Origin of the sequence: Streptomyces sp. NPDC057287 (genome assembly GCF_042667905.1) — a bacterium.
GTDB lineage: Bacteria > Actinomycetota > Actinomycetes > Streptomycetales > Streptomycetaceae > Streptomyces.
Genome location: NZ_JBHUYV010000005.1, coordinates 281,786 through 306,829, shown reverse-complemented (window position 1 = coordinate 306,829; position 25,044 = coordinate 281,786). Strand labels below are relative to the sequence as shown.

Sequence of the window (25,044 nt, the reverse complement as noted above, 5' to 3'; positions counted from 1 at the left end):
GACCGCCGCGCATTCCGGCCGAACCCGCGCCGGACCACACCAGGCGAGTGACATGCATGCGTCACCTCTGTGATGCGCGTAGAGTTCCGCTGGGCGGGCGTCACCGGCGCCCGTGACCGCCGGGGGTGCGCTGTGCTACGGGTGGACTTCACGAGCCAGGAACTGGCCCGCTTACGCGTCGCGTCCGGCGTGGACCCGCTCTGGGAGACCGCCCTGAGCCTGCACCTCCTCCAGAACCGCCAGGCGCCGATCGCCTTCGGAGCATGGCGCCGGGAGGTGGGCGCGGCCCTGCGGCGATCCGGCCTCGTCCCCGTGACACGCGCGCTGACGCGACTCTGCCCGGACGGCTCCTACTTCCCCGACTTCCTCACACCCGGCCGCGGAGACACGGATCTGGAAGCCGGGCTCGACCGGCTGCTCTCCACGCCTCGACACCGGCTCCGCGCCGAGATCACCCGGCTCCACGCCCACACGAAGGGTCCCGTCCCGGCCGGCCTGCGCACGCTCGCCGACGGGTGCCCCCAGGCGCTGCACCGCCTGGGCGCGGCCCTGCGGGCCTATCACCAGGTCGCCGTCGAGCCGTATCTCACAGCGATGTGCGCACAGGCGGCAGCCGACCGGACGGTGCGCGCCCATGCCGTCCTCGCCCACGGAGCGGAGGGCCTGCTCACGGCGTACGACCAACTGCCCGGGTGGCGCTACCGGGACCGGACGCTGCGCGCCCCGTACCCTGTCGAGCGTGAACTGGGCCTGCGCGGCCGGACGCTGACGCTCGTCCCGGCCTTCTTCTGCGTACGTGCTCCGCTCGCACTCGTCGACGAGGAACTGCCACCGGTCCTCGTCCACCCGCTCTCGCCCGCGCCCGGCTGGCTCGAACGCAGCCGCCCCGGTGGGGACGCCCCGGTGGCGCAGCTCATCGGCGCCTCCCGGGCCGAGCTGCTCCGGATGCTGGACCGCCCGATGACCACCATGGACATCGCCGCGGCGCTGCGCCTCGCGCCGTCGACGGCCAGTCGGCACGCCACGGTGCTCCGCGAGGCGGGTCTGCTGCTCTCCCAGCGTCAGGGCGTACGGGTGCTCCACCACCGGACGGGGCTCGGCCGGGCGGTGCTGGAGGGAGTTCCCAGGTGAAGGCCGCGCGCTGGCGATCGGCGATGGGTACAGGGCCGGGGGAGGGCGGGCGGCGGCGTGCCGGCCCGGCCGCTGGACCGCCGTCCCGACCTCACCCGGAGGCCCTTCAGTAGGCGTGTCCCATATGCGCAAGGGCCTGCTTCAGAAGCACCCCGTGGCCGCCCGGCATCTCGTTCTGCACAGCCGGTGAGGCTGCCTCCTGCGGGCTGAACCAGACCAGGTCCAGCGCGTCCTGCCGCGGGCGGCAATCCCCCGTCACCGGCACCACGTACGCGAGGGACACCGCGTGCTGGCGTGGGTCGTGGAACGGGGTGGCGCCCAGGGTGGGGAAGTACTCGGCCACGGTGAAGGGCTGCAGAGAGGCCGGGACGCGCGGCAGGGCCACCGGACCGAGATCCTTCTCCAGGTGGCGCAGCAGCGCGTCACGGACTCGCTCGTGGTGCAGGACACGGCCGGATACGAGGGCGCGGCTGATGGTCCCGCCGGAGCCGATTCGGAGGAGCAGTCCGATGCTGGTGACATCACCGCTCTCGTCCACTCGCACAGGGACGGCCTCGACGTAGAGAACGGGCATCCTGGCCCTGGCCATGTCCAGTTCGTCCGTGGTGAGCCAGCCGGGCGTGGTTTCCGTCATGTCAGACATCGCTTGATCATACTTACCCGGCCGGGTTCTGGCCGCGTGTCCGACACGAGATCTCTCGCTCACCTGCCGCGCATGCTCCGGTTCCGGGTGGTCGTCGATGCTCGCCCGATCGGCGATAGCCGGACCGGGACGTCTCTGCCGGCAGCGACCAGTACCGGGCCGGGATCCACCCGGTGCTGGTCGGCGGCGGCATTGTGTTTACGACCCACTCAAACCTGGCTTCGTCGTTGCCATTTCAACCTGATCGCTCACATGTTGCCGGATTCCCCCTCCGGTCGGAGCCTGGATGAGGAGGGATGAACACCTGACCCGTGAAGCCACAGTTGGAGCGATGATGGCTCTTATCCGCAGAGACCAGGCGATGCTGTACCGGCAGGAACAGACCACATTCGTGGACGCCCTTCTCGAGCTCAAGCGTCGCGGAATCTACGACAACTACATCAAACAGCACTCTCAGATCGGCTACAACGGGCACATGGGCCCGGCATTCCTTCCATGGCACCGGGAGTTCCTGCGCCGTTTCGAGAAAGATCTACAAGAAGTGACGCCGGGGCTCAGCATTCCGTACTGGGACTGGACGATCGACAACAGTCCGGATTCCTCGATCTGGGATGCCAACTTCATGGGCGGAGACGGGCAGGGGAGCAATCGGATGGTGACGTCCGGTCGCTTCGCGTTCAACGCGGGCCATTGGACCTGTCTCAAGATCGACATCAGTACGGACTACTTGACCAGGGAGCTGGGAGTGCACATCTCCTCCCTGCCCACCAAGCAGGCCGTAACCGACTGTCTCGGGATTCCGGACTACGACAGTTATCCGTGGGACACGACGAGTAAGTCGAGCTTCCGGAACGATCTCGAAGGCTGGATCGGGCCGGACATCCACAACCGGGTGCATGAGTGGGTCGGTGGCCACATGAGGCCGCTCAGTTCTCCGAACGACCCTCTGTTCTGGCTTCACCACGCCAACATCGACCGTCTGTGGGCCAAATGGCAACGTGAACACCCGGACCGGCCCTATCTGCCGCAGAGCGGGGCGCCGATGGGCCAGAACCAACCTGACCCGATGGATCCGTGGTTCGGGGCGACCACCATCGCCAGCACGCTGAAGCACCAGAACCTCGGATACATCTACGACACCGAGTGGCCTGCTGGCCAAGGGGATCGAATGCTGCCCGGCGACACGCTCGTCGCCGACCAGTACCTGATCTCCCAGGATGGCGCCTACATGTTCAAGTTCCAGGCGAACGGAAACCTGGTGCTTTCCCGGAGCGACAACGGAACTCCGCTGTGGACCTCGGGAACCGACGGTAAAGCACAAGGTGGCGTATGTATCATGCAGCCTGATGGTGACCTCGCCGTCCGCGACGCCGCCTACAACCTGGTCTGGCATACGAATACAGGCTCCACAGGAAACCGGGCGAGCCGACTCTATGTCCAGTACAACGGCCACGTATCCATCTTCCGCCAAGACAGCGTGCTCGTCTGGAAGAAGCCGGACGCGTCGTGAGGTGAACGGTCCACTTCGGCGAAGCCCGATCTGACCCGCACCCGCATCCACCGCAGATCGCCAGTCGGGCGGCGCGCTACCCCTCCGGACTCAAGGTCGTTCGGGTTTGTGGGCAAGAAAGGTGGCGAAAGTCCTCGTTGCTCCCTCGCCGGGTTCCTCCACCAGGCGTGCGGTGAGGACCAACCGGGCCTGCTTCAAGAGCTCGACAATCCGATCGGGCGGCAACAGGTAGGTTTCCCAGGACACCGGATGGCCACCGTAGGCCTGCGCCGGTCGCAGGTGCTGGTCGGCCCCCACGTGGCCTGCCAGCATCAGAGAGCCACCGGGTGCGAGAACGCGGTAGAACTCACCGAAGAGCACCGGCAACAACGTCGGCGGCGTGTGATGGGTGGAGTAGTACGCGAGGACGCCGCCGAGCTCGTCGTCCCCGATCGGGAGCGAGGTCATCGAGCCGACGTCGAACCGCAGATCCGGGTAGGCCCTACGGGCCACCGCGATCATTTCCGGAGACAGATCGATGCCGAACGCGGGCACGTGCCGCTCGGCGAGGTACGCCGTGACTTTGCCGGGACCGCATCCCAGATCGGCCACGGGGCCGAGCCGGGCCGTTCGCACCATTTCTGCGAACACGTTCAGCATTCCTCGTGACAGCGGATCCAGGTCCGCCGGTGCCGGGACCCGTTCGAAGTAGTCCGAGGCGACCGTGTCGTACGAATCCCGGACGGCGGCGAGGTAGGAGAGATCAGGCACGTGGACGACCTTAGGTGAACAGCCGCTGCTCAAGTGGTCACTTCCCTGATGTGACGGATCCCGATGACCTTGCCGCCTTCGCAGGCCCCCACCCGCGCTGTTATGCCGGCGGCGAAGATGCGCCCGGAAGGGCCCGACGATCACTACCGTCCCTCCCATGACGACGGTTACCACACGCACGGTCGAGTATCCGGCCGACGGCCTGACGATGATCGGGCACCTCGCGCTCCCGGCCGGTGCAGACCGCCGGCCGGCGGTGCTGCTCGGGCCCGAGGGGCCGGGGCTCAGCGACGTCGAGCGCCGTCGAGCCGATGAGCTGGCCGCTCTGGGATACGTGGCGCTGGCCTTCGACCTCCACGGCGGGCGCTATCTGGACGACCCCGACGAGATGCTGGCCCGTTGCATGCCGCTGCTCGCCGACTCCGACCGGATGCGGGGCATCGGCCACGCGGCGCTCGATGTGCTGCGCGCCGAGCCACGGACCGACCCCGAGTGGATCGCTGCCGTCGGGTACGGCACCGGCGGCGCCATCGGGCTGGAACTGGGGCGCGACGGTGCCGGCCTGCGAGCGATCGGGACTGTCAACGCACTGACCACGGGCCGGCCGGGGGAGGCTGAGCGCATCCGCTGCCCTGTTTGGGCAGGGGTCGGGTCGGAGGACCCGATCATGGCCCCTGCGCAACGGGACGAGTTCACTGCCGAGATGCAGGCCGCAGGCGTCGACTGGCGCCTGGTGGTCTACGGCGGAGCTCTGCACGCCTTCCACCACCCTCCGGTCGACCAGCCCGTCGTCCCCGGCGTCGGCTACCACGCACGGCACGCGCAGCGGGCCTGGCGGGACGTCGTCGCCCTGCTCGCCGAGTGCCTGCCCGCGACGGTCTGACGTCGTCGCGACGGGTCAGCGAAGCAGCGCCCCACGAAGCGTGATGCCGTGGCGCGTGCGCAGGCGCCGCAGCTCCCACATGGCCACGAGGGTGACGGAAAGCGGGGCGCCCAGCGTGAAGGCCACCCGCACCCCGAAGGGCACGCTGTCGTAGGCGCCCCGCAGCAGGTCGAAGACGGTGACTTCCCAGACGAGCAGCGTCGCGAGCAGAGGCGGAACCGTCTCGTGGAGGTCTGCCGTACGGAAGACGTGCACCAGCGACTGCGCGATGCCGTAGAGAGCGAAGGGAGCGAGCCACAGCAGGAAGGCTCCCAGGGCGAACAGCAAGGCGACCCGCCCTGCGGACGCCGTCCAGTCCGTCTGCTCGTCGACATAGCCCAGCCCTGTGATCAGCCTCGGCACGGCGAGCGTGACGAACAGCGCGAGCAGAGCCCCGGCGGGTTTGCCCACGCGGCGGAGGAACAGGCGCCGGTTGGGCGGGCGGGCCGCCGCGATGAAGGCGGCGACAGCGACAGGAAACGTCACCGCAAGGACGATGAGGGTGGTGCGGATCTGGTCGAAGCGGTCGTCCACCACGGCATCGGCGTCCGACGCCAGACCGTAGGACACCAGCATCCACGTGATGGCGACCAGGCCGACGACCGTCCGCAGAACCTGCACCCTCTTCACCGCCGGGTCGTGCACACGGTCCGGCCGGGACGGCGTGAACACCGCACGCCCCACAGCGATCGGATTGAAGAGACGTCCGAAGGTCAGCCGGCGTACCGGAACCGGCGGCCACCCCGGTTCCGGCGGTTGTCCTCCTGCGTACGGATTCCACGGCGCTCCGCCCCCGTTCGCGCTCACACCTGCGTCCTTCCTGCCGTCGTTCCGATGGTTTCACCAGAGAGTAGACAGGTCTCCGTGCGTGAAAGCGCAGCATTCCCGCCTCAGTCGTGTTCCAGTCGTGTCCCGACAGCGACATAGGGGATGAGGTATCCGTCCGTCCGCCCGTCTATGTCTCCGACACCTGGCCGCAGGCCCGTTGAACGGCGAACGATGAAGCGCCCGGTCGAACGCTCCGAAGGGCCGCGATGTCGCTGAGTGCCCTACCAGAGGATCGCGCAGGGCGAAGGGCCCGATGCGCGCTACTGTCGCATCTCGGAGCGATCAACGGGGGGATGCATGATCCGGAGAGCTTGGTCCTGGTGGCGAGAGAATCCACCACTGGTCCGTCGAAGTGTGTGTATCGGTCTTCCGATGGGACTTGCGGCAGGGGCCGTCGGCCTCTGGGGCGACTGCCTTGATTGGTGGGGAGACCATGCCTTCCTCGGCAACCTGCTCACCAGCATCACCAGCTTGCTGATCGGCGTGCCGTTCGCGCTGCTCTTCGTCTCGCGCCTCAACGATGACCGGAACGACGCCGTGGCGCGGCGAGCAGCGAAGCGGCGGGCGTATGTGGTCGTCACTGAGTTCACGACGAAGACGAGGGCGCATTTCAAGGCCTCGACGGACACTGACCGGCAGTCGGATCTGGAGGAAGTGAAATCACGCATGTCCCCACTCCTTACCCAACTGCGCCCAGCCTCGCGGCCGGAACCCGACGTCGACGCGTGGCGACAGACGGCACAGATGCTCCGTCAGCTGGTGGCCGATATGAAGGGGGGCTTGAGCGCAGCATTCGGATCAGACGTGGGGAAGACACGTAAATGGGTGGTTCTCGTCGCCCAGATGTGGCTCGACATCGACAGGGACCTCCGCCCGCAACTTGAGGGATTCGGCTTCTGGATCCCGGCGGAGGTGTCCATCGAGCTGCGCGGCGCGGCCACCAGGCTGGCGGCCCTCGACCTGAAGAAGATGCAGACGTTGTCCATCCAGTGGCAGCACGCCTTCCGCGTCTACAACGAAGAGGACTGGGCGCGTGACCAGGCGGCGGCCCTGGCCGACGCCGAGACCGTCGATACCGTGTGGCGGACCTGCTGGTGATGCTCAAGCACCTTCCGGCGATCGACCGGATCGGCAGTTGATTGCCGTCCGATCGCCCTGCCGTCGTGGTGGTGTCCGAGTCCGGCTCGAGTTCCCCGCGCGCCCTGGCCTCCACCAACGGCTCGGCGTCGAAGGCGATCCGGTCGGGCCACGGGGGGCCGTACGTGCTGGGCGTGTCGTAGGCGACGGACAGGCGCAAAGCCGCCCGGAGAGCGGGTTCCCTTGTGATCCGGCGTGGTGAGTTCGCGATCGGGGAGCTCACCACCGCAGGTCAGGGCGTATGCGGTTCGACCCTGATGGGCGGGTGGTGGCCGGGAGGGGTGGGAGTGTGTCACGGTGGGAGGACACGAGACCGTCCGGCACCGCGGGTGCCGGACTTTGGGTTCCGGGTGTTACCCCCTTCACGGGTTCCCGGTTCCCGCCATCGTCGGCCGCCCCTGCGGGGGCGCTTCGCCTTTGGGCTCACCACCCCCGGAAGGGGGCACGCCCGCCATGGACACGACCACGATGATCGAGGGCACCACGGCCCGGATCACTCCGCACGGCGAGATCGACCATGACTCCCTGCCCGAGCTACGAGCCGCGGCCGCCGCCCTGCCGCCGGGGGTCACCGAGGTGGTCTGGGACCTTCATGACACACCCTTCGTCGACACGGCGGGCCTGCACCTGCTCACCGATCCGCGACCGGCGGACAGCCCGCGCCGTCGCACGACGGTGACCGGCATGCAGACACAGCCACTGGAACTGCTGCGTACGGCTGCCGAACTCTTCCCCACCCTTGAGTTCGCCCACATGGTCCCTGAGACGCGACAGCAAGCGGCCGCCTGATTTCGCAGGGCCCGTTCGGCGGGTGGGGGTCCGTCACGGAACGCCGCCAGGTCGGCAGTCGCGGCCTGTAGGAGGCGGTCGGGCTCGCCGAGCGGGCACTCTTGCCCGCTGCGTGTGTGGGCCCGGCGTCTACGGACGTAGCAGCCCATGGCCACCACGGCGTACAGGCACGTCACACCTGCGACGGCACGGAGCGCGGCCGAGAAGATCAGCGCGCAGCCCGATACACCTGTCTTCCCGACAACCGCTGCCCAGCCGAATCGCTTCGTTCGCCCGACCGTTGGGCTGCGTCGTGTTACTCACGGTCGTCGTACCAGCCGCACGAAGGCGTGGCTGTCTTCAACGCTGGGCATCATCCACAGCGACGAGGGGGTGCCGTGAGCGGTAGCACAAGTGAGCACGAGAAGACCATCGAGATCATCGGCCTTCGGATGAAGGAATACGAATCCTTGCGTTCCGAAGTGGTCCAGAGGATCGGGGCACGGCAACAACTGGCCGGGTACGCAGGCGCGGCCACCGCCATCGCGGCCACGCTCGGCAGTGGCCTCGGGCTCTGGCGCATCCTCGTGGTCGGGCTCGTGCTCCTGGTCGCCTACCTGTACCTGCGGGACAGCAACGACGGCATCCAGAGGCTGGGGACCCACCTGCGGCTCATCGAGAAGGACGTGAACGACCTGGCTCGCAGCGTGTACGGGCGGGAGATCCTCACCTGGGAGTCCCGGCGGCAGACCGAGAGAAACGGTGAGAAGAGGTTCTGGAAGGCCCTCGGGCGCTTCGGGGGCTGGCACCGCGACGAATCGCGCGAGAGGGTTCCGGAACCACGCGGGGGATCCGAAGGGTAGAACGCCCCTCGAACTGCGCCTCGAATACGCGTGGTTGTGTGCTCTCCGCTGCTCGAAACAGTGGCCTCGTCTGCTCGGCGACCGTGCCTATCATGCTGCTCATGAGCCAGTTGTTGAGCCTCGAAACCCCGCGCCACGCCCGCCCGGTGCGTCTTCGAACGGAGCGGGGCGTCTTCGCCGCCCTGGATGTCCCACCTGCCGGGCACGCCCCCGTGCGGGGGACGGCCCTGCTCGTACCCGGCTTCATGGGCAGCAAGGAGGACTTCCTCCCCATGCTGCCCGCCCTGAGCGCCGGCGGCCTCCGTGTAGTGGCCGTGGACTGCCGAGGTCAGTACGAGACCGGCGACGCCTCACCGGCGCCCTCGTACGCCCAGGGCGACCTGGTCCGCGATCTGGTAGCCGTTACCCGTTCCCTGGGAGCCGGCCCGGTTCACCTGCTGGGCCATTCCTACGGGGGAGGTCTCGTCCGTGCGGCAGTCATCGCGACTCAGGGGGACCCGTCCCTCTGGGCGTCGGCCACCTTGATGAACTTCGGTCCCGCCAGCGTCTCCTCCTGGCAGCGGGAACGCCTGAACATGCTGCTCTCCGTCATCGAATCGATGCCCCTGGCCGAGATCTGGCCGTTCGTGCGAAGCAAGGACGCGTCCGTGCCCGAGGACGTCGAACGCTTTCTGGAGAAGCGGTGGGTGAGCAACAGCCCGCGCCAGTTGGCTGCCGTCGCGCAGCACATGCTGGACGAGGCCGACACCACGAGTGATCTGGCCCGATCCGCCGTTCCTCTGTTGGTGGTCTCCGGTACTCCCGACGAGACGTGGGACCCTGACGGTGTGGAGCGGATGGCCCGTCAACTCGGTTCTGCGTTCGTCCGAATCGAGGGCGGCGGGCATTCCCCCAATGTCCACATGCCTGACGAGGCGGCTTCCGCCCTTCTCGCTTTCTGGCTCACCCGACAGGGAGCGGCAGCTGCCTGACATCGCGTGGTGGCGGGGAATGTGGAGCACTCGTCCGGGTGAGTACGGAGAGGGGCAGGGCCCCCGGCCCCACCCGACCTGTGGTCCTGAGGGAGGCCATTCGGCTGAAGCCCCGTGGGGCCCCTCCGCAGAGAGGCGACCGCCCTACGCTCGCACACCCCCAGGGGTCCTGCCGGCTGGGGCCTTCCACGCTCGGGTCCGCGCCACGGAACCCTCCTACCGCCTCGCCCCTGGAGTGCCCACAGGGACGTGCGAGTCGTTCGCTGCGGTGAATGTCCACGTCCGTGCGGGTGAGAGACAGGCGGCGGGCATCGGCCGGGAGTGGTGCCGCCGGTAGAACGCTGGGGTGGGGTGCTGGAGTCCGAAGGCCCCGGGCCCCGGAAGGAATGACCTTCCCGCTTGCCCCGTGTCACCTGAGAGGTGTGTGTGATGAGTCGAGGCTTGATCGTCGTAGATGTGCAGAACGACTTCTGCGAGGGAGGCAGCGTCCCTGTCGCGGGAGGCGCGCAGATCGCCACCAAGATCGCAGGACTGGTGGAACAGGAAGCGGGCGGTGACTACCAGTACGTCGTCGCCACCCGTGACCACCACATCGACCCGGGGAACCACTTCTCGGAGAACCCGGACTACAGGAACAGCTTCCCGGTCCACTGCGTGGCAGGGCACGAGGGCGGCGAATTTCATCCCCACTTCGCTCCCACTGCCACCAGCGGCAAGATCGACGCTGTGTTCTTCAAGGGCGCCCACAGCGCCTCCAAGAGCGGCTTCGAAGGCGCCGACGATCACGGCACCCCCCTGGCGGACTGGCTTCGTGAGCGCGGGGTGGAAGACGTCGACGTGGTGGGCATCGCGACCGACCATTGCGTACGAGCGACCGCGCTGGACGCGGTGAAAGCCGGCTTTCGCGCCCGCGTCCTTCTGAACTACTCGGTCGGTGTCGCACCGGACACGACGGAGTCGACACTGGGGGACTTCAGACAGGCCGGCGTCGCCGTCTCCGGCGAGACTCCCGCACCGCAATAGACGGAGCCCGTCTCGACCCAAACCTGGCGCGGTCCGAGCGGCCCAGCCGTCCGCACCTTTTCCGCACGCGAACGGAGGAACCGTGACCCTCGAAGAGGAAGAGATCCGTGGTCTGATCACCCGTTGGGCCGATGCGGTGCACCGCTGTGATCTCCCGGCGGTCCTGGCGGACCACACGGACGACATCGTGATGTTCGACGTCCCTCCGCCGCACGAGGGCGTCCGGGGCATCGACGCCTATCGCTCGACATGGCCGCCGTTCTTCGACTGGCAGGCGCAGGGCGCGTCGTTCGAGATCGTCTCCCTCGACATCACCGTCGGCCAGGACATCGCCTTCGCCCACGCGCTGCTTCTCTGCGGTACGCCCGAGGAGCTCGCTGCCCACCCGGAGAACCGCCTGCGGCTCACCCTCGGACTGCGCCGTGAGGACAACCGCTGGATGGTCGCGCACGAGCACCACTCGTTCGCAGACACTTCGGGATCGGCCACGGACCTGTGAGGCCCGGGCGGGAAGCCCTTCAGGAATCCTTCGGAACGAGCCACTTCCGATGATTGACGGCGACGTGCTGATCAGTGGGGACCACGTGACGCGTCCCAAGCCGGCACCGGACGCAATCGTCCTGGCGGCAGGCAAGCTCTGCGTCGACCCTGGCGAATTGGCCTACGTCGGCGACTCCTCACTCGATCTGCGGGCAGCTACGGCTGCGGGAAGTCGCAGTGTCGCAGCGGCCTGGGGAACCCATGTACGACCAGGCGGAACAGGCAGATGCTGTGTTGTCCGGGGCCGATGGAAGCACTCGGTCTCCTGCCCGCAGGCAGCACTCTGCCATGACGCGTCATCAGCTTCGATGCGTCTTGACCGGGATGGAGCGCATGCGTGTGCCGCAGTGTCGCGCCGGCCCCGGGTGAACGCTTCTGAGGGGAGTGCACGCTCCTTCAGTGAGGGCTGCCCGTCGACGAGTTGTCGTAGGTTCCGTTGGGCTTGGCCCGGTACGTGTGGCGGCCGGCTTTCCGGCCGCGCCTCACCCGCCGGCCGGCCAACAGCAGCACGGTGAAGATGATGAGAGCGAGCAGACTCCCCGCACCGGACGGCTACGGCCGGGCGGCTCGGCCGGGCAGGGGCGGTAGCTCGCCCGGAGCGGCCGGGCCTCCCTGCGTCGGTTCCCAGGCGGCCGCGCACAGGGACTCGGACACGGCGGCCGTGTACCGGGCGGCGGAGAGCCAGTGGGAGGCGAAGCCGTCGGTGTCCGCGGGGAGGAGGCGGCCGAAGGAGTCGCGTTCGCGTCTGGCCGCAGAGGCGCACAGAGCGGCGAGAAGACCGGCGGCTGTGGGGAGACCTGCCCGCCGCAGTCGGCGGGTCTCGGCGGAGACATCGCCGAGCATGCCGAGAGCGGCGCGGCCCGCGGGGACCGCCTGTTCCACGCGCCGTTCCAGGATGTGCAGGGGCGAGTGTGCGCCTGCGCCGCCGGGCTCGGGCTGTGCGGGTTGTACGCGGGCCTCCTGGACGGGAAGGTCGGCGCGACGCAGGCGGTCGAAGCCTAGGTCGATCCTGCCCTCTCCGGTCGGGTGAGAGCAGGCGAGCAGGGCGAGCCTGGGGTGGAGCGCGGGCTCCAGGCGGCCGATGATCCGCAGCCGTGTCCCCGGCGCCGTGGCCAGGAGCATCAGGTTGTCCCGGTGGGCAAGAGCGGGGTCGTCGTCGGCGACTGTGAGCCTGAGGAGGAAGCCACCGTCGCACCACGCGAGCAGACAGGTGCCGCTCGCCTCCCGTACGGCGCCGCGAAGTTCGACGTCCAGGAAGAGCAGGTCGCTGCTGCCGCCGTCCGGGTCCGCGTAGCGGGATGTGGACCGCAGAGCCCGTCCGGCCTGTTGAAGCGGAGGCGTCTCCCACAGGGCGGCGAGGGGCGGTTCCGTCCATGCCGCGCCCCGGGCGGTGACGGCCTTGACACCCTTTCCGGCACCCAGCCTGCCGTCCGGGGAGACTGTCGCCCCCGAGACCGACAGCCCGGCCCGGCCCAGTTCCCGGTGGGTGAGCGCGCTCTCCCCGAGGCGCACGGCTCGGTCGGCCACGCCCAGGGCGCGTCCGACCCCGCCGGGGGCCACGTCGCCCACCGTGCAGAGCCGCCCGTCAGGTCCGGCGACCCAGGTGCGGGCGCCGCCGTGCCCCGAGTCGGTGACCACGGGTTCGGTGAACAACCCGTACAGGCGCAGCGAGCCGTCCGGACTGTACGGGCGGCGTGCCCGGCCCTTGACTGCGGCCAGCTCCGCCCCGGACGCGGCCCCCACCCGGTGCGCGGTTCCCAGGAGTTCGGCCAAGGCGGTGACGAGGTCGGCAGTGCGGTAGGACGGGTCCCCGGCGCGGGCCGCGCGCAGGAGCGTGACAACGGACAGTGCGGCGCCCGCGACGCGCGGCAGGTGCTGGAGACGGGCCGTGTGCGCGGCGCGCAGGAGCGCCGCCTGGGCGACGGCACCGGCTCCATCGACTCCTGCCTCCAGCACGGCGGCAGCAGCTGACCATACGGCGTCGGCTGCGGCCCGCTCGGCCGGGCTCGCCACGTCGGGCGCGGCAACGGGGGCGTTGTCGTCGGCGTGCGATGGTGATTCGGTCGCGGCAGGCGCCGGTTGCCCGGCGGGCTCAGGGGCCGGATCCGCTGTGGGGGCGGCGCAGGCGGCGGCCGCGCGGTGGACGCAGGCCGGGGCGAGAAGACAGCCACAGGTGATGGCGTCCGCCGACACGACCACGCCGCCCGGGGCGTGCAGGCGCAGATCGGTCTCCTCGTCGACCGCGATCGTCACCGTGTCCCCGTCGCGGTGCGCCGGACGGGCGCCGAGCTTGGTGACCGCCGCGTCCAGCCGCTTGCGCAGCCGGGGCGAGAGGTCTTCCACCAGCGTGGCCGTGACCTCCGGCGCGACAGGTGGCAACTGGGCGGTGGTCATGCTGTCTTCTCCCCAATCCAGCGGGCCAGTTCGAGCGGGCTGAGTGCTGCCACGGGCATACCGGCGGCCACGAGCTGCCCTGCGACGCCTGTCGAGTAGCGGGGCCGGCCCGCGTCGTCGAGGCTCGCGCACCCGAGGACGTGTGCCCCGGTGGACACCAGGGCCCGGACCTCGGCCAGCAGTCCGCCGAGCGGGGCGCCCTCCTCGAAGTCGCTGATGACGACGACGAGGGTGCGGGTGGGCACCGTGATCAGGCTGCGCGCATGCCGCAGCCCCGCGGCGATGTGTGTGCCGCCGCCCACGCTCACCTCCAACAGGAGCGAGAGAGGGTCGTGCACATGGCCGGTGAGGTCGACGACCTCCGTGGAGAAGGCGAGGAAGTGAGTGCTCAGGGTCGGCACCCCGGCCAGCACGGAGGCGGTCAGCGCGGACCAGATCGTGGACGCCTCCATGGACCCGGAGACGTCGGTGACCAGGATCAGGCGCCAGTCGGCCGACCGGCGTGCGCGGCTGCGGAACACCGGCTTCTCGGGAATCACCTGGAGTGTGCCGTCGGCCGTCCGGCGGGCGGTGGCCAGATTGGCGCGCAGCGTGCGCGGCAGGTCCAGCCGGCCGCCCGGGCGGCGGGTGGGCCGGGCCAGCATGGTGCCGGTGAGGGCGGGCCGCAGACGGGTGGTGAGCTGCCGGGTCAGTTCGTCGACCAAGCGGCGGACGAGGGGCCGGAGCGCCGCCAGACGCGCCTCGGGGAGACCTCCGGCATGGCGCAGGACCGTACGCAGCAGTTCCACGGAGGGGGCGGCGGCCGCCGGGTCGATCTCTGCGAGGACGTCCTGTCGGCCGCTCGTGGCAGCGGCCGCCAGGACCTCTTCGCGGATGCCGGGGCCGAACAGTGCGGCCAGTTCCTCGGACCACTCGCGGACGCCGGGAAACGGTGCCTCGCGGCCGCCGCCGCGACCGTGCCCGGGCATGCCGCCACGTGATCCCTCGCCGTGTCCGTTCCCGTACAGCTCGTCCAGTGCGGTCGCCAGCCTGGCGGCACCGGCCGGCAGGTGATCGGGGCGCCGGCCGAGCACGAGCCGCCATCTGTCGGCGGGCGCGAGGGTCCGCGCGGGGGCGGCTCCGGTGACGCGGACATGCGTCGGCACGGGGACGGCGGAGGCGCCCGGCCCGGGGGGAGGTGTGCGGGTGAAGGATGCGGGGACGGTCGGGGGCGCGGTCAGGTGGTCCGACTGCGGCGGGATCCGGTCGTCGTGCGCGGGGGAGGGGACGGGCAGGCCGAGGCGGGTGAGGAGTTCGCGGGCCGAGAGGTCGGCGGCCGCTCGGGCCGCCAGGTCGGCCGGGTCGTCGGCGTCGAGGCTGTCCACCCGTTCGCCGAGCCTCTCCTCGATGGTGTCCAGCAGCCGGTCCCGTGCGGCAGGGCTGAGGGTGTCGAAGCCGCCGCGCAGGGCGGGCAGCCGTGTCAGGAACGCGACGTCGTCCAGCTCGACGACACGGCGCAGCAGCGGATCCAGGGCCCCGGATCCGACGGTCAGCAGCGGGCCCGCCGCCGTCAGGACGCCGGTGAGGCGGGCGGCGAGCGCGGCCCGGGAGGTGCCGTCGACAGCACCGTCCACCCAGGACGCCACGCGCACCCCGAAGGTCTCGGCCTTCTCGTGGCCCATCAGCACCCGGACGGCACCGGCAGCCGCGGCGATCAGCGGGGTGCCGCCGGCTGTCAGCCGGACGAGGGCGTCGGTGAGACGGATGCCGCCCACTCGGTCGGCGCGCTGGGCCAGTTCGAGCAGGGCGCGGGCGTCCTCGGGCTCCTCGGATCCGGTCAGGCCGTCTACCTGACGGACCGCCGCCGAGGTCAGGAGTTCCGCCGCGTGCGCGATGCGGGCGGTACGGGCGGAGGCGGTGGGGAAGACGTGGGAGGCAGGATCCTCAGTGTCCCCGGAAACTGACGGAGCGTCGGAGGCTGCCGGGCCGGGCAGGTGGCCGGCATCGAGGCGGTCCAGGAGGTCGAGCCCGGTGAGGATGTCGGGAAGGGTGCCGCTGGAGGGGAGCACGGCCGCCAGTTCCGTGAGCCGTTCGTCGGCCAGCGCGTGCAGTCCGCACTCGGCAGCCTCCGTGAGGCCCCTGACGACCTGGGCGGCCGTGGGTCCGCCGTGCGCGAGCTCGGCCGCGTGCCGCTGTCGCAGCACACCTTCGGCAGCCTGCGCCGGGGTGACGCCACGGGCCCCGGCCGCGGTGAGCATCGCGGCCGTCGCCGGGGTCCACCCCACCTGCCAGCGGGTCGTCAGCCCTTCCGAGCCACCGGCACCTGTCACCGGCTGTTCCCGCGAGTAGGGGATGCCGCACACCGTCAGCCTGCGCAGCAGCAGTTGGCGCCGCCCGTCGAGGACGGAGCGGGCCGGGTCGAGCCGGAGATCACGCGGTGTCTTCTCATGAGAGTCCTCCGGGCCGGGGAGCGAGAGCGCCGCGGTCTCGGCCTCCACCGCCGGACCCAGCCCGCTGCGCGGAGCGGCGGGGCAGGGCCGTCCGGTGCGGGATCCGACGAGCACGCGTTCGAGGGCCTGGGCGACGGCTCGACCGGTGCCGTAGGTCTCGCCGCGACCGAGCACCGTCTGCACGGCCTCCAGGAACTCGCCGCGACCGGGGGCGGGCAGTTCACGCAGGCGCGCCAGGTCCCCTGCGACCCGGACGACCTCCCGGCCGTCCGCCGGGCCGTAGGGGTGGCCCTGTTCACGCAGGGCCGTGCAGACACGGACCGCGGTGCGGATCAGCGCCTCGTGCAGCGCGGGCGGGGACCCGGCGGCATCCAGGACGGTCTGCTGCCACTCCGGGTCCCGGATACCGGCCGGGTAACCGGACCGTGAGTCGAGGAGCGGGTACGTGTACGGGATCAGGGACACCGTGCACGCGACCGTCGTGCCAGCGCCGTTCACCTGGCCGCCCGCATCCGGTCCGCTCGGTGCGGCGGAGGCGGCCCGCTCTCCCCGGGCGGGCGCCTCGGCCGCCCCGTGGGCGGAGTGCAGCAGCGCCGGGGTGTGGAAGGCTCCCACCACCACGGCGGGCCGCCGCCCGTTCGCCAGGGCCTCGGCGACATGTCCGCGCATGCAGTCCTCGCGGACCAGGTCCTCGCCGTCCACGCCACCCGTCCCCTCGGCTTCGTACCGCAGCGCCCAGCCGGTGAGGAGGGCGGCACGGCGGAGCGCCTCGGGTGTCGAACCGGGGGCCGGAGCCTCCACCAGCCGGTCCCACAGGTCGTCGCCGTCGCGGCCGGTGAGCCGGGAGCGGAGGGCGGCGGACAGCCCGTGCGCCTCCCCCCGCACCGGCGCGGCACCAGGGAAAGGCACGGGCGTGGGGGCGTCCGCCCCGCCCCGTGCCCAGGACCGCTCGGCCAGCGGCAGATCGCATGCCACGGCCGGGACGCCGTTCCGGGCCGCCCAGCGCAGGGCGACCAGTTCGGGCGAGAAGTCCGCGAACGGATAGAACGCGGGCCCTCGTTCGCCACCCGCGCACGTTCCGTCGGCGGGTACGGCGGCGAGCGCCACCGGAGCCTCGGTCTCCTCGTGGGCGAGCCAGCCCAGCCAGGGCTGGAACTCGGCGGGCAGCTCGACGAGGAGGATGTCGGGGGCCGCCGCGTCCAGGAGCGCCGGCAGGGCGGCCGCGAGCGAGGGCGCGTGGTGACGCACCCCGATCAGGAACGGCAGCCCGGGTCCGGTCGCTGCGAGGGCCGCGACCGCGGCCTCCGGAGTGGTGGGCCCGGCCGCAGGGCTCTGCGGTGCACCGACGGGCGACACCTCGGTGCCGGGCAACGCGTCAGCGGCGGGCGACGTCTCGGCGATGGCCGACGCGTCCGGGGCGATCGACTGGTTCATCCGTCAGCTCTCCAGCACCGCGCGGAGCTCCCACAGGGCACGCCAGGTGGCCGACCCCTGCTCCGCCCTCCTGCGCACCGGCCCGTCCCAGTACCCCAGCAGCCGTGCCGCGTCGGCGGGGTCGTCCTTGCGTACGACGCCGAGCAGATGGCCGGGCAGGAGGGAGAGCACGTCCCGGTCGCCGGGGAAAAAGGCGGTGGCCAGGCCCAGGGATCCCGCGACGGAGACCGCCTCCGCCGTGCTCATCACCGTCGAGGGGCGCTCGACCTCCCAGCCTTCCACCGAGCGGCCGTCGCGCAGGTCCCGAAAAGCGGTGACGAGCGCTTCGAGGACCGCGTCGTCCACCTGGTAGGCGGCGCCCGCCCGTTCGACGGCCGCCCGCGACTGGCGCCGGACGAGCGCGGTCTCGGCGTCCATGTCCCCGATCGGGCCCACGGTCTCGAAGTTGAAGCGCCGCTTCAGTGCGGCTGACATCTCCGAGACGCCCCTGTCCCGCAGGTTGGCAGTGGCGATGAGGGTGAAACCCGGGGCCGCGTGCACCTGGGCGCCCTCGGCTCCCGCGAGTTCGGGCACCGCGATCCGCCGTTCGGACAGCAGTGACACGAGCGCGTCCTGGACCTCGGGCAGGCAACGGGTGACCTCCTCGACACGGGCGACGGCGCCCCGGGTCATGGCGGTGAGCACCGGGGAGGGCACCAGGGCCTGCTCGGTGGGGCCCTGGGCGAGCAGCAGCGCGTAGTTCCAGCCGTACTTGAGCTGGTCCTCCGTGGTGCCCGCGGTGCCCTGCACCGTGAGTGCGCTGGTCCCGCAGACAGCAGCCGACAGCAGCTCGGAGAGCATGGACTTCGCGGTGCCCGGTTCACCCACCAGCAGCAGCCCGCGCTCCCCGGCGAGGGTGACCACACAGCGCTCGACCAGGGCTCGTTCGCCGACGAACTTCTGCTCGATCACCAGACGGCGTGGCACCCCGGCAGCGGGCCGCGCGGTCTTCGGCAGGCCGAGCGCCTCGCCCGCGCTGCCCATCACGAAGGTGACGACAGCGCGCGGAGTGAGCAGCCAGCCGGGCGGGCGCGGCCCGGCGTCGTGGGCGGCGAGGAAGGCCAGCTCGGTGCCGTACTGGTCCTCCGGCGGGATGACCTGGCGGTTCTCCCGGCCGGAGACACCGGCAGGAGGCGTCGCGTGGTCCGGGACCGCGCCCGTGCCGGTGCTCTCAGTGGTGGTCGTGGTGTCGCTCGTCATCAGCGGCGGCCCTTCCGGGGTGCGCGGGTTTGCAGTTCCTCGAAGGCGGGGGCGTCGCCGCCCCGGGCCCGTGCCCAAGCCGTGGCGAACAGCTCCGGCACGGGGCTGTCCGGCAGCGTCCGGGTGGACCCTGTCAGGGGGTACAGCCGCTCCTTCCAGGTCTCCAGCGGCAGACCGGGCGCGCCGCGTTCGAGCCAGCCGCAGGGCAGGAAGAGGGTGCGGCCGGCGCGGGAGCGCTTGGCCTCCACCACGAGGTCGGTGGCGGCGAGCTCCGCCCGGGCCTTCTTGATCCGTGCGGGCTTCCACGCGCTCCAGCGGGCGCAGTTGCGGTCCGTCGGGTCGGGCAGGGCGAGCAGCATCAGGTACAGGGCGGCGGCGTCGGCGCTCAGCCCGAGGGCTGCGGCGGCCTCTGCCACCAGCTCCGGCACCGCGCGCGTCGGGTCCTGGGCAGGGTGGTGCGGGGTGCCGTCGGGGGCACCCGCCGAGACCAGGGCGTCGATCTCCTTGCCCAGCAGGGTCCGCAGGGCGCGGAGTTCACCCACCCGGTACTGCGCGACGGTGCCCTCGACAAGGCCGAACGCCGGGTCCTCGGGGCCTTCCAGACGGGCCGGGCGGATCAGGAGTTTCTCGTTGGTGCCGTGGCCGGCTGCGAGGAGCAGCGCCGCACCGGCCCGGACCAGACCGTCGGGCCCCGTGCCGCCGGACTCGGGAAGCTGGTGGGCGGCCCGCACCACGGGACCGATCGAGCCACCCGCCTCGGTCCAGTCCAGCCCGAGGTCCAGCACCAGGTCCGGGTCGGCGAGAGCGCGGCGCAGGGCCGCGAGCCCGACGGGCAGGTGCGCGCGCAGGGAGTGTCCGTACGGCAGCGCGTAGGCGAGGGTCCGCAGCGCGGTCACGGCGGAGGAGAGCGATCCGTGCGCACTCACCCGGCGCAGGCCGGGCCGGCCGGTGCCGTCCTCGACCGGGGTGCCTCGGCCCAGCCACGTCCTGGAGCCCGAATTCAGGACCAGATCGACGGCGCCGGGGGCGGTGCCCGACAGGTCGAGGTCCAGTTCCTCGGGGACGCGGACGAGGGCGGCGAGCCGTGCCTGCCAGACCTCGGCTGCGGCAGAGACGTCCGGGCCGGTGGACCACAGCTCGGCAGGGTCGGCGGGCAGCAGTGCCCGGACCAGCGCGTGGCGGTCGGCACGGGGCAGGGCGTCCAGCCTGGCCAGGGCCGCCTCGAAGGCACGGGTCCTCGCCCCGAGGATTCCGAGCACCTCGGCGCCCGGCCCGTCCACGGCTGCCGACACCAGGGCCGCGGATTGGAGGGGACCGATCCCGGTGGCCGAGTGGAAGGCCTCGGCGGCCTCGGGATGCCAGGGTGCCGCGCCCTGCTCCCGTACCAGGGTGGTCAGACGGGTGAGCCGGGTGCGGGTGATGCCCTGCCGGTGGACGTGCTCACGGTCCAGGGTGAAGCCGGCAACGGGACCGAAAGCGCCGGTGGGGTCATGATCCAGGGCCAGCCAGCGTGCCGCGTCGTTCCGGGGGTTCCTGCCCCGCTCGGCGAGGACCACGACGGTGCGGGCGCCCTTGCGCAGCACCTGGCCGAGGCGGTGCACGGCCTCGGGTCGTCCCTGCCCGGGCGTTCCGCCGTACGGCTCGACGAGCTCCACCTGCCGGACCGTGCCCGCCGGGTCCGCCAGCGGACCCTGGGCGAGCGCGTCGAGCAGGATCATGAGACCTGCGCGGTGTTCGGGCGCGGTGGTCGCCGAGGCGGCCCGATAGGCCAGTTCGGGCAGCTTGTCCAGCAGGGAGGTCCAGTCCAGGGACTGACCGGGGACGGTGTACTCGTCCCGTTGCCAGCCGTCCACAGGGGTGAACGGGACCTTTGACGGCACGGGCGGGCCGAAGGCCGGCTTACCGCCGAGGACGTGTTCGACGGCGAGGATCTGCCGGATCGTGGTCCACCGGCCAGCCGCTCCCCACCAACTGCCCGACATCCGCTCGGACCCCCAGCCGGTGGCGTGCAGCAGGGTCGTGTCGTCGCCGTGCTCGGGGGAGTGGTCGAAGAACATGCCCTGGGTGTGCGCGGTGGACCGGGGGACGGCCGGCTGAGGCGGCTCCAGGTATCGGGCGGCCGCGACGGCCCTGTCCACCGCGTCGCGGACGAGCGCGGTGACGCCCGCGAGCAGCCGCGCGTCCGACACCTCGGGCAGCACCCGGGCGACGGCTTCCCGGCTCAGCTCACGCGACGAGGGCCCGGTGTAGTCCTTCACGGCGTGGAACGCTTCCAGGTGCCGGGTGACCGCGGTGGCGACCCCCTCGAACAGCTCTGCCACCCGGGAGTCGGCCAGGCCCCGCAGGGCGGCAGAGCCCCGCTCGTCCCTGGGGCGCATGGCGTGCCAGTAGGCGACGGGAGGGACGTAAGGGGTGCCCGCGGCGTCGTTTCCGCCCGAGGAATCGGTGGTGACGGCCCACAGCTTTCCGCCGGTGCCCTCCGTGTCCGCGTGGTGTGCCTCGACGGATCGCCCGGCCACGGCCATGACGGGGTGTGAACCGCCGGGGAGAGTGAGGGCGCCGAGAGGCACCAGGGCCTGGGAGCTTCCGGGCAGCGGGTGCGGCAGGGCCACCGTGCGGCCGTCGGGAGTGCCCGCGACCGTCCGGTGCCCGTCCGCCGGGGCAGGCAGGCCCGCTTCGGTGACCGTACGGCGGACCCAGCGGCCGAGGACCGTACCGTCCGTGCCGAACGGGGTGCCTTCCAGACCGGGCTGGAGGGGCAGCACCTGGCAGTGTTCGGTGAGCAGCCGGGTGCCGTCCTGCACCCCGGAGCGAAGGAAGGCGGGCAGGGAGGCGCGACCGTGCGTGCCGCTGACCGGGTCGTACTCCAGCCAGACCCGCCGAGTTCCCTCGTGGCCGTCCCGCCAGTGACCGGTGCCGTCGGAGAGAACGGCGCGCTGCGGCGGGAGGGAGGTGTCCCCCGCGTGCAGAGCCTTGCCGCCGGTGGCGCGGCCGCCGCCGGGCAGTGGCAGGCAGACGTTGTCGGAGGCGCCGGAAGCACCCCAGCGGGGGGTCTGCTCGCCGCCGACGGTGAACACCTCCGCGGGGCGGTGCGACCAGTAGCCGCGCTGCTTGCCGTCCTCCCACCAGATGACGAGCAACTCGCCGTCGGTGTAGCGGAAGGCGAGCTGCCGCCAGTGGTCCACAGTGGCGGGCAGCCGCAGGGGGTGCCGCAGCAGAACGCCTTCCGGCCCGACGACGACGGCACGTTCGTAGGTGTTGAGGATCAGTGCGGGCCAGGCGCCGGTGACGCCGACGCCCTCCGACCGGTCACGCCGCTGACGCGTGGCGGACGACGCCTCCGCGGCCAGCTCCGCGTAGGTCTCGTCCAGCGCTGACCAGCCCAGTTCGTCGAGGACGCCGGTGCGCAGGGTCGAGGCGAGCAGCGGGACGACATCGTGGTCCGTGAGGAGGCGCACCGCTTCCGGGGCCACCTCCGCGACCACGGAGCGGTACGCCGAGAGCTTGTTGAGGGCGACGCGCAGCCCGGGAAGCCCTCGCGCGGCCGTGTACTCCTCGGCGCAGACGGTCAGCCACTCCCGCAGGATCCCGGACAGCACCGGATGCGCCGCCAGTCTCGCCATGCCGGTGTCGTCCAGCCGCTGACCGCGTCCGCCGCCGAGGTTGCCGACAGTCCGGCTCAGCAGGGCGCGGAAGACCGGCCGTTCGGCGACGGCGGTGAGATCTCGCGCTCCGGGCGCGGTGTCGGTGAGCCAGGCGCCGAGGGGGACAGCGGAACCCTGTGCGGTCCCCCCGGCCTGGTCGTCAGGCTCGGCGACGGGTATGCCGGAGGCCAGGCAGAGGTCCAGGAGGTCCAGGTCGGCGGTGCGCTGGTAGCGGCCCTGGAACAGCTCGACGGGGCGTCCGTCGGCGCACAGCCGGTCTGCCATCCGGATGGCCAGGTCAAGAGTCTGCGGGCTGCGGCCGGAGGTGACCCGGTTGCGTCGGCGGTGCGCTTCCCAGCGGGCGATCCAGTCCGCCGGGGAGACGGACGGGTCACGGGTGGCGGCGGAATCGGGATCGTCCGGGAGGGCGGTCAGCAGATCCTCGGCGCCGGATTCGGCCAGCAGTACGAGCCAGCCCTGTTCCCCTTCCTTGTCCTCGCCGCTCTCGCTGAAAGTCTCCGGGAAGAAGTCGAGGAGCCTGGCGCGCACGGCCGCGTCCCGTAGGGCGAGAGCGACCAGCGCGGAGCGGTAGGCCGTCCAGAACGAGGCGGGGGCGCGGACGATTCCCGGAGAGCTGATCAGATCGGCCATCAGCTCGCGTTCGGCGGCATCGCGGTCCAGTCCGGCGGCCTTGACCAGCGCGCGCACGTCCTGCGGCAGCGCCGCGTACGGCGGCATGCCGGCGGCGCAGCGCTCGATCAGCAGCCGGCGGAACTGTGTCCAGGCGTCCGCCGGTGCGAGCCGGGCCACCAGGTCGCGCACGTACTGCCGCAGCGCCTTGACGGTCAGCGCGCCGGAGAAGGCGAACTCCAGGAAGACGGCCCTCTGGCGGTCCTCGTCCACGACCAGCCCGTGCACCCGTTCGGCCTCGCGGGCCTTGCCGAAGAAGGAGGCGGCGTAGCTGGTGTTCTCCGCCTGGAGGAAGAGGCGCGCCACCTGCTCGTAGTAGGTGGGGAGGAAGTGGGGCACGGCCCGGCCGAGCCGGGTGCCGAGTGCGTCGAAGCCCTCCTTGGCCGCTCCGGCACGGGTCCTGGCCTGCCGGCCCAGCCGCTCGATGTCCTTGACCAGGGCCAGGGCGTGGTGCCCGTTGGCCGGGTCGTTGACCAGTGCCCAGGCCGGAAAGCCCAGCGTTTCGCGGCGAACCTGGCCCACGACGGGGGTCTCGGCGGACCGGGCCAGCCCGAGGAACTCCAGGGCCAGGTCTTCGGCTTCGCCGAGAGTGCCGGGTACGAGCCGGACCACGGGGCGGTCGCCGAGGGCGGTGTGCGTGTAGGTGCGGGCGGTCAGCGCGTCGGCGTCGTCCCGGTCGGTGGTCCCGACGGGAAGGACCGCGCCGGCGTCCAGCAGGACCGCCACGCGGGTGTCGTCGGTGGGGGCGGAGGTGCCTTCGCCCCGAGCCTGGGCGGGGAGGGGCACCGTGCCCGATGCCGCCGTGCCCGCTGCAGTCGTGTTCACCTTGGTGTTCGTCCTCGTCGTCTTCGTCGTGGTGTTCATGCGGCCTGCGCCTCGTCCTCGACGTCGCGGCCGGCGTAGAGCGCCGCTGCCATGCGCATGCCCTCGGACCAGGTGACAGGTCCGACCTCGGCGGCCGTCAACGCGCGCCCCGCGGGCTCGGTCCACCCCAGGGGACCGGTCTCCGTGCCGTACTCGCCGTATCCGTCGTGCTCGCCGATCCAGATGCGAGCCTCGGCGGTGGCGCCGTCCTCGACCACCGGGCAGACCGCGTACCCGCCGCGCGAGCGGTATCCGAGCTGGGTGACCCGGCCGTGCAGGAACCGCAGTTCCTTGAACACTCCGCCGGCGTAGGTGTCGACAGAGGTGGTGTCCGGGGCGAGGCCCTGCGGTCGCTGCCACACCTCGCGGAACAGCTGCCCCACGTTCTGGCGCACCCCCAGCTCGACCGCGAACTCCCGCAGGTCGTCGAGGTCGTCGAGGAGGACGGGGTGAGGCACTCTGACGACGTCCGGGGTGATGCGGATCGTGTCGCCGTCCAGGTCGACGAGGCCGAGACCGCGCACGGGGTCGACATCGCGCAGGAACCCGGCGACCCCGCCGTCCGTGCCGGTCACGACCACGTCCCGCAGAGCCGCCTGCCACGCCGGGTCGGGCCAGACCTGGGCGAGAACAGCCGTGGGAACGGGCAGCGAACGCACCATCCACTGCTCGACGTCGGCCAGGCACCGGTGCTCGTGCCGCTCCAGCCACTCGGTCAACTGCCGGAGCCCGACGACCGCCGGATCATCCTTCAGTTTGGCCGGGACGGACTTCAGCCGTCGGCCCTTCCCGTTGCGGCACACCACCTCGCCAGCTTCCAGAGCGACTTCGTAGTCGCCTGCCGGTACCCACCCCATGCGCTGTTCTCCCCGTCGTTCCGGACGCCGCCGGTCTGGCGGCAGGCTGATGAGACCCGCCGACGGCAACGCACCGTGACGAGTGGGAGAGACTCTAGGCGTACCCAGTGACAATGAGTCCGGGGCCTGTGCGCTCGGCCGTTCCGGCCGGGCACCGCCGACGGCTGGGAACGGTCCGCAGTACGCGTGGCACGCACGTCCCGTGCGTCACCAGGATCGCCCGTACGAACCGTTCCAGGGAGAACGAGAGACCGACCGGCCGGGCCTCATGCCGGTGCCGGTGTCCACAGCGGAGACGCAGGCGAGTGAGCGGCCGGCACGGCCGACGGCCGACTTCGGGTCCCGAGCGGGGGAGCCGACTTCCGCACGGTCGGGTTCGTCTGCCGGTCGGCGGCGGTCGGCGGAAC

The 25,044-nt window shown here is 71.5% G+C and carries 18 protein-coding genes; 10 read left to right on the top strand and 8 right to left on the bottom strand.

What is annotated here, in order from left to right:
* The first annotated feature begins 141 nt into the window (after positions 1 to 141).
* Complete coding sequence (locus ACFUNE_RS12110) at positions 142 to 1,131, top strand: ArsR/SmtB family transcription factor (protein ID WP_383565427.1); 990 nt, start codon at positions 142 to 144, stop codon at positions 1,129 to 1,131.
* Positions 1,132 to 1,237: 106 nt separating this feature from the next.
* On the opposite strand, the gene ACFUNE_RS12105 is transcribed toward ACFUNE_RS12110, so the two are convergent.
* Positions 1,238 to 1,765, bottom strand: a complete 528-nt coding sequence (locus ACFUNE_RS12105) for an NUDIX hydrolase family protein (protein ID WP_383565726.1) — start codon at positions 1,763 to 1,765, stop codon at positions 1,238 to 1,240.
* Positions 1,766 to 2,105: 340 nt separating this feature from the next.
* Here ACFUNE_RS12105 and ACFUNE_RS12100 point away from each other — a divergent pair, with 340 nt between their 5' ends.
* The gene (locus ACFUNE_RS12100; protein WP_383565425.1) at positions 2,106 to 3,284 is read left to right on the top strand and encodes a tyrosinase family protein; all 1,179 of its coding nucleotides are present in this window, start codon (positions 2,106 to 2,108) and stop codon (positions 3,282 to 3,284) included.
* A 90-nt stretch (positions 3,285 to 3,374) separates the two neighbouring features.
* Here ACFUNE_RS12100 and ACFUNE_RS12095 read toward each other — a convergent pair whose 3' ends face one another.
* Positions 3,375 to 4,034, bottom strand: a complete 660-nt coding sequence (locus ACFUNE_RS12095; protein ID WP_383565724.1) for a class I SAM-dependent methyltransferase — start codon at positions 4,032 to 4,034, stop codon at positions 3,375 to 3,377.
* Between the two features lie 157 nt (positions 4,035 to 4,191).
* On the opposite strand from ACFUNE_RS12095, the gene ACFUNE_RS12090 reads away from it, so the two are divergent.
* Positions 4,192 to 4,917 carry a dienelactone hydrolase family protein gene (locus tag ACFUNE_RS12090; RefSeq protein WP_383565423.1) on the top strand — a complete coding sequence of 242 codons (726 nt, stop codon included), beginning with the start codon at positions 4,192 to 4,194 and terminating at the stop codon, positions 4,915 to 4,917.
* 15 nt (positions 4,918 to 4,932) lie between these two features.
* On the opposite strand, the gene ACFUNE_RS12085 is transcribed toward ACFUNE_RS12090, so the two are convergent.
* Positions 4,933 to 5,586 carry a hypothetical protein gene (locus ACFUNE_RS12085; RefSeq protein WP_383565421.1) on the bottom strand — a complete coding sequence of 218 codons (654 nt, stop codon included), beginning with the start codon at positions 5,584 to 5,586 and terminating at the stop codon, positions 4,933 to 4,935.
* 570 nt (positions 5,587 to 6,156) lie between these two features.
* Here ACFUNE_RS12085 and ACFUNE_RS12080 point away from each other — a divergent pair.
* The 7 genes from ACFUNE_RS12080 to ACFUNE_RS12050 all read left to right on the top strand — a co-directional run bounded on the left by ACFUNE_RS12080 (position 6,157) and on the right by ACFUNE_RS12050 (position 11,601).
* Positions 6,157 to 6,882, top strand: a complete 726-nt coding sequence (locus ACFUNE_RS12080; protein WP_383565419.1) for a hypothetical protein — start codon at positions 6,157 to 6,159, stop codon at positions 6,880 to 6,882.
* Between the two features lie 492 nt (positions 6,883 to 7,374).
* On the top strand, positions 7,375 to 7,710 hold the full coding sequence (locus tag ACFUNE_RS12075) for an STAS domain-containing protein (RefSeq protein WP_383565417.1): 336 nt from the start codon (positions 7,375 to 7,377) through the stop codon (positions 7,708 to 7,710).
* 377 nt (positions 7,711 to 8,087) lie between these two features.
* A complete protein-coding gene (locus ACFUNE_RS12070; protein WP_383565415.1) occupies positions 8,088 to 8,552 on the top strand; it encodes a hypothetical protein in 465 nt (154 codons plus the stop codon).
* 101 nt (positions 8,553 to 8,653) lie between these two features.
* A complete protein-coding gene (locus tag ACFUNE_RS12065) occupies positions 8,654 to 9,523 on the top strand; it encodes an alpha/beta fold hydrolase (RefSeq protein WP_383565414.1) in 870 nt (289 codons plus the stop codon).
* 429 nt (positions 9,524 to 9,952) lie between these two features.
* The gene (locus ACFUNE_RS12060; protein WP_383565412.1) at positions 9,953 to 10,546 is read left to right on the top strand and encodes an isochorismatase family protein; all 594 of its coding nucleotides are present in this window, start codon (positions 9,953 to 9,955) and stop codon (positions 10,544 to 10,546) included.
* 82 nt (positions 10,547 to 10,628) lie between these two features.
* Complete coding sequence (locus tag ACFUNE_RS12055) at positions 10,629 to 11,045, top strand: YybH family protein (protein ID WP_383565410.1); 417 nt, start codon at positions 10,629 to 10,631, stop codon at positions 11,043 to 11,045.
* A gap of 49 nt (positions 11,046 to 11,094) precedes the next feature.
* Positions 11,095 to 11,601, top strand: a complete 507-nt coding sequence (locus ACFUNE_RS12050; RefSeq protein WP_383565408.1) for an HAD family hydrolase — start codon at positions 11,095 to 11,097, stop codon at positions 11,599 to 11,601.
* Positions 11,602 to 11,638: 37 nt separating this feature from the next.
* On the opposite strand, the gene ACFUNE_RS12045 is transcribed toward ACFUNE_RS12050, so the two are convergent.
* Genes ACFUNE_RS12045 through ACFUNE_RS12025 form a run of 5 tightly spaced genes read right to left on the bottom strand, consistent with a single transcriptional unit; the run spans position 11,639 to position 24,637 of the window.
* Positions 11,639 to 13,480 carry a hypothetical protein gene (locus tag ACFUNE_RS12045; RefSeq protein ID WP_383565406.1) on the bottom strand — a complete coding sequence of 614 codons (1,842 nt, stop codon included), beginning with the start codon at positions 13,478 to 13,480 and terminating at the stop codon, positions 11,639 to 11,641.
* A complete protein-coding gene (locus ACFUNE_RS12040) occupies positions 13,477 to 17,343 on the bottom strand; it encodes a DUF5682 family protein (RefSeq protein WP_383565404.1) in 3,867 nt (1,288 codons plus the stop codon). Before ACFUNE_RS12040 ends, ACFUNE_RS12045 begins: the two co-directional genes overlap by 4 nt.
* A gap of 3 nt (positions 17,344 to 17,346) precedes the next feature.
* Positions 17,347 to 18,582, bottom strand: coding sequence for an AAA family ATPase (locus ACFUNE_RS12035; RefSeq protein ID WP_383565402.1), 1,236 nt, complete (start codon positions 18,580 to 18,582; stop codon positions 17,347 to 17,349).
* Positions 18,582 to 23,780, bottom strand: a complete 5,199-nt coding sequence (locus tag ACFUNE_RS12030; protein WP_383565400.1) for a hypothetical protein — start codon at positions 23,778 to 23,780, stop codon at positions 18,582 to 18,584. The genes ACFUNE_RS12035 and ACFUNE_RS12030 overlap by 1 nt, the downstream gene beginning before the upstream one ends.
* Positions 23,777 to 24,637 carry a DUF4132 domain-containing protein gene (locus tag ACFUNE_RS12025; RefSeq protein ID WP_383565398.1) on the bottom strand — a complete coding sequence of 287 codons (861 nt, stop codon included), beginning with the start codon at positions 24,635 to 24,637 and terminating at the stop codon, positions 23,777 to 23,779. The genes ACFUNE_RS12030 and ACFUNE_RS12025 overlap by 4 nt, the downstream gene beginning before the upstream one ends.
* Positions 24,638 to 25,044: the final 407 nt, after the last annotated feature.

Excerpts from the sequence above, each read along its gene's own strand:
- ACFUNE_RS12105 (WP_383565726.1), bottom strand. The coding sequence starts at position 1,765 with ATGACGGAAACCACGCCCGGCTGGCTCACCACGGACGAACTGGACATG.
- ACFUNE_RS12100 (WP_383565425.1), top strand. The coding sequence starts at position 2,106 with ATGATGGCTCTTATCCGCAGAGACCAGGCGATGCTGTACCGGCAGGAA.
- ACFUNE_RS12090 (WP_383565423.1), top strand. The coding sequence starts at position 4,192 with ATGACGACGGTTACCACACGCACGGTCGAGTATCCGGCCGACGGCCTG.
- ACFUNE_RS12080 (WP_383565419.1), top strand. The coding sequence starts at position 6,157 with ATGGGACTTGCGGCAGGGGCCGTCGGCCTCTGGGGCGACTGCCTTGAT.
- ACFUNE_RS12075 (WP_383565417.1), top strand. The coding sequence starts at position 7,375 with ATGGACACGACCACGATGATCGAGGGCACCACGGCCCGGATCACTCCG.
- ACFUNE_RS12065 (WP_383565414.1), top strand. The coding sequence starts at position 8,654 with ATGAGCCAGTTGTTGAGCCTCGAAACCCCGCGCCACGCCCGCCCGGTG.
- ACFUNE_RS12060 (WP_383565412.1), top strand. The coding sequence starts at position 9,953 with ATGAGTCGAGGCTTGATCGTCGTAGATGTGCAGAACGACTTCTGCGAG.
- ACFUNE_RS12050 (WP_383565408.1), top strand. The coding sequence starts at position 11,095 with ATGATTGACGGCGACGTGCTGATCAGTGGGGACCACGTGACGCGTCCC.
- ACFUNE_RS12045 (WP_383565406.1), bottom strand. The coding sequence starts at position 13,480 with ATGACCACCGCCCAGTTGCCACCTGTCGCGCCGGAGGTCACGGCCACG.
- ACFUNE_RS12040 (WP_383565404.1), bottom strand. The coding sequence starts at position 17,343 with ATGAACCAGTCGATCGCCCCGGACGCGTCGGCCATCGCCGAGACGTCG.
- ACFUNE_RS12035 (WP_383565402.1), bottom strand. The coding sequence starts at position 18,582 with ATGACGAGCGACACCACGACCACCACTGAGAGCACCGGCACGGGCGCG.
- ACFUNE_RS12030 (WP_383565400.1), bottom strand. The coding sequence starts at position 23,780 with ATGAACACCACGACGAAGACGACGAGGACGAACACCAAGGTGAACACG.
- ACFUNE_RS12025 (WP_383565398.1), bottom strand. The coding sequence starts at position 24,637 with ATGGGGTGGGTACCGGCAGGCGACTACGAAGTCGCTCTGGAAGCTGGC.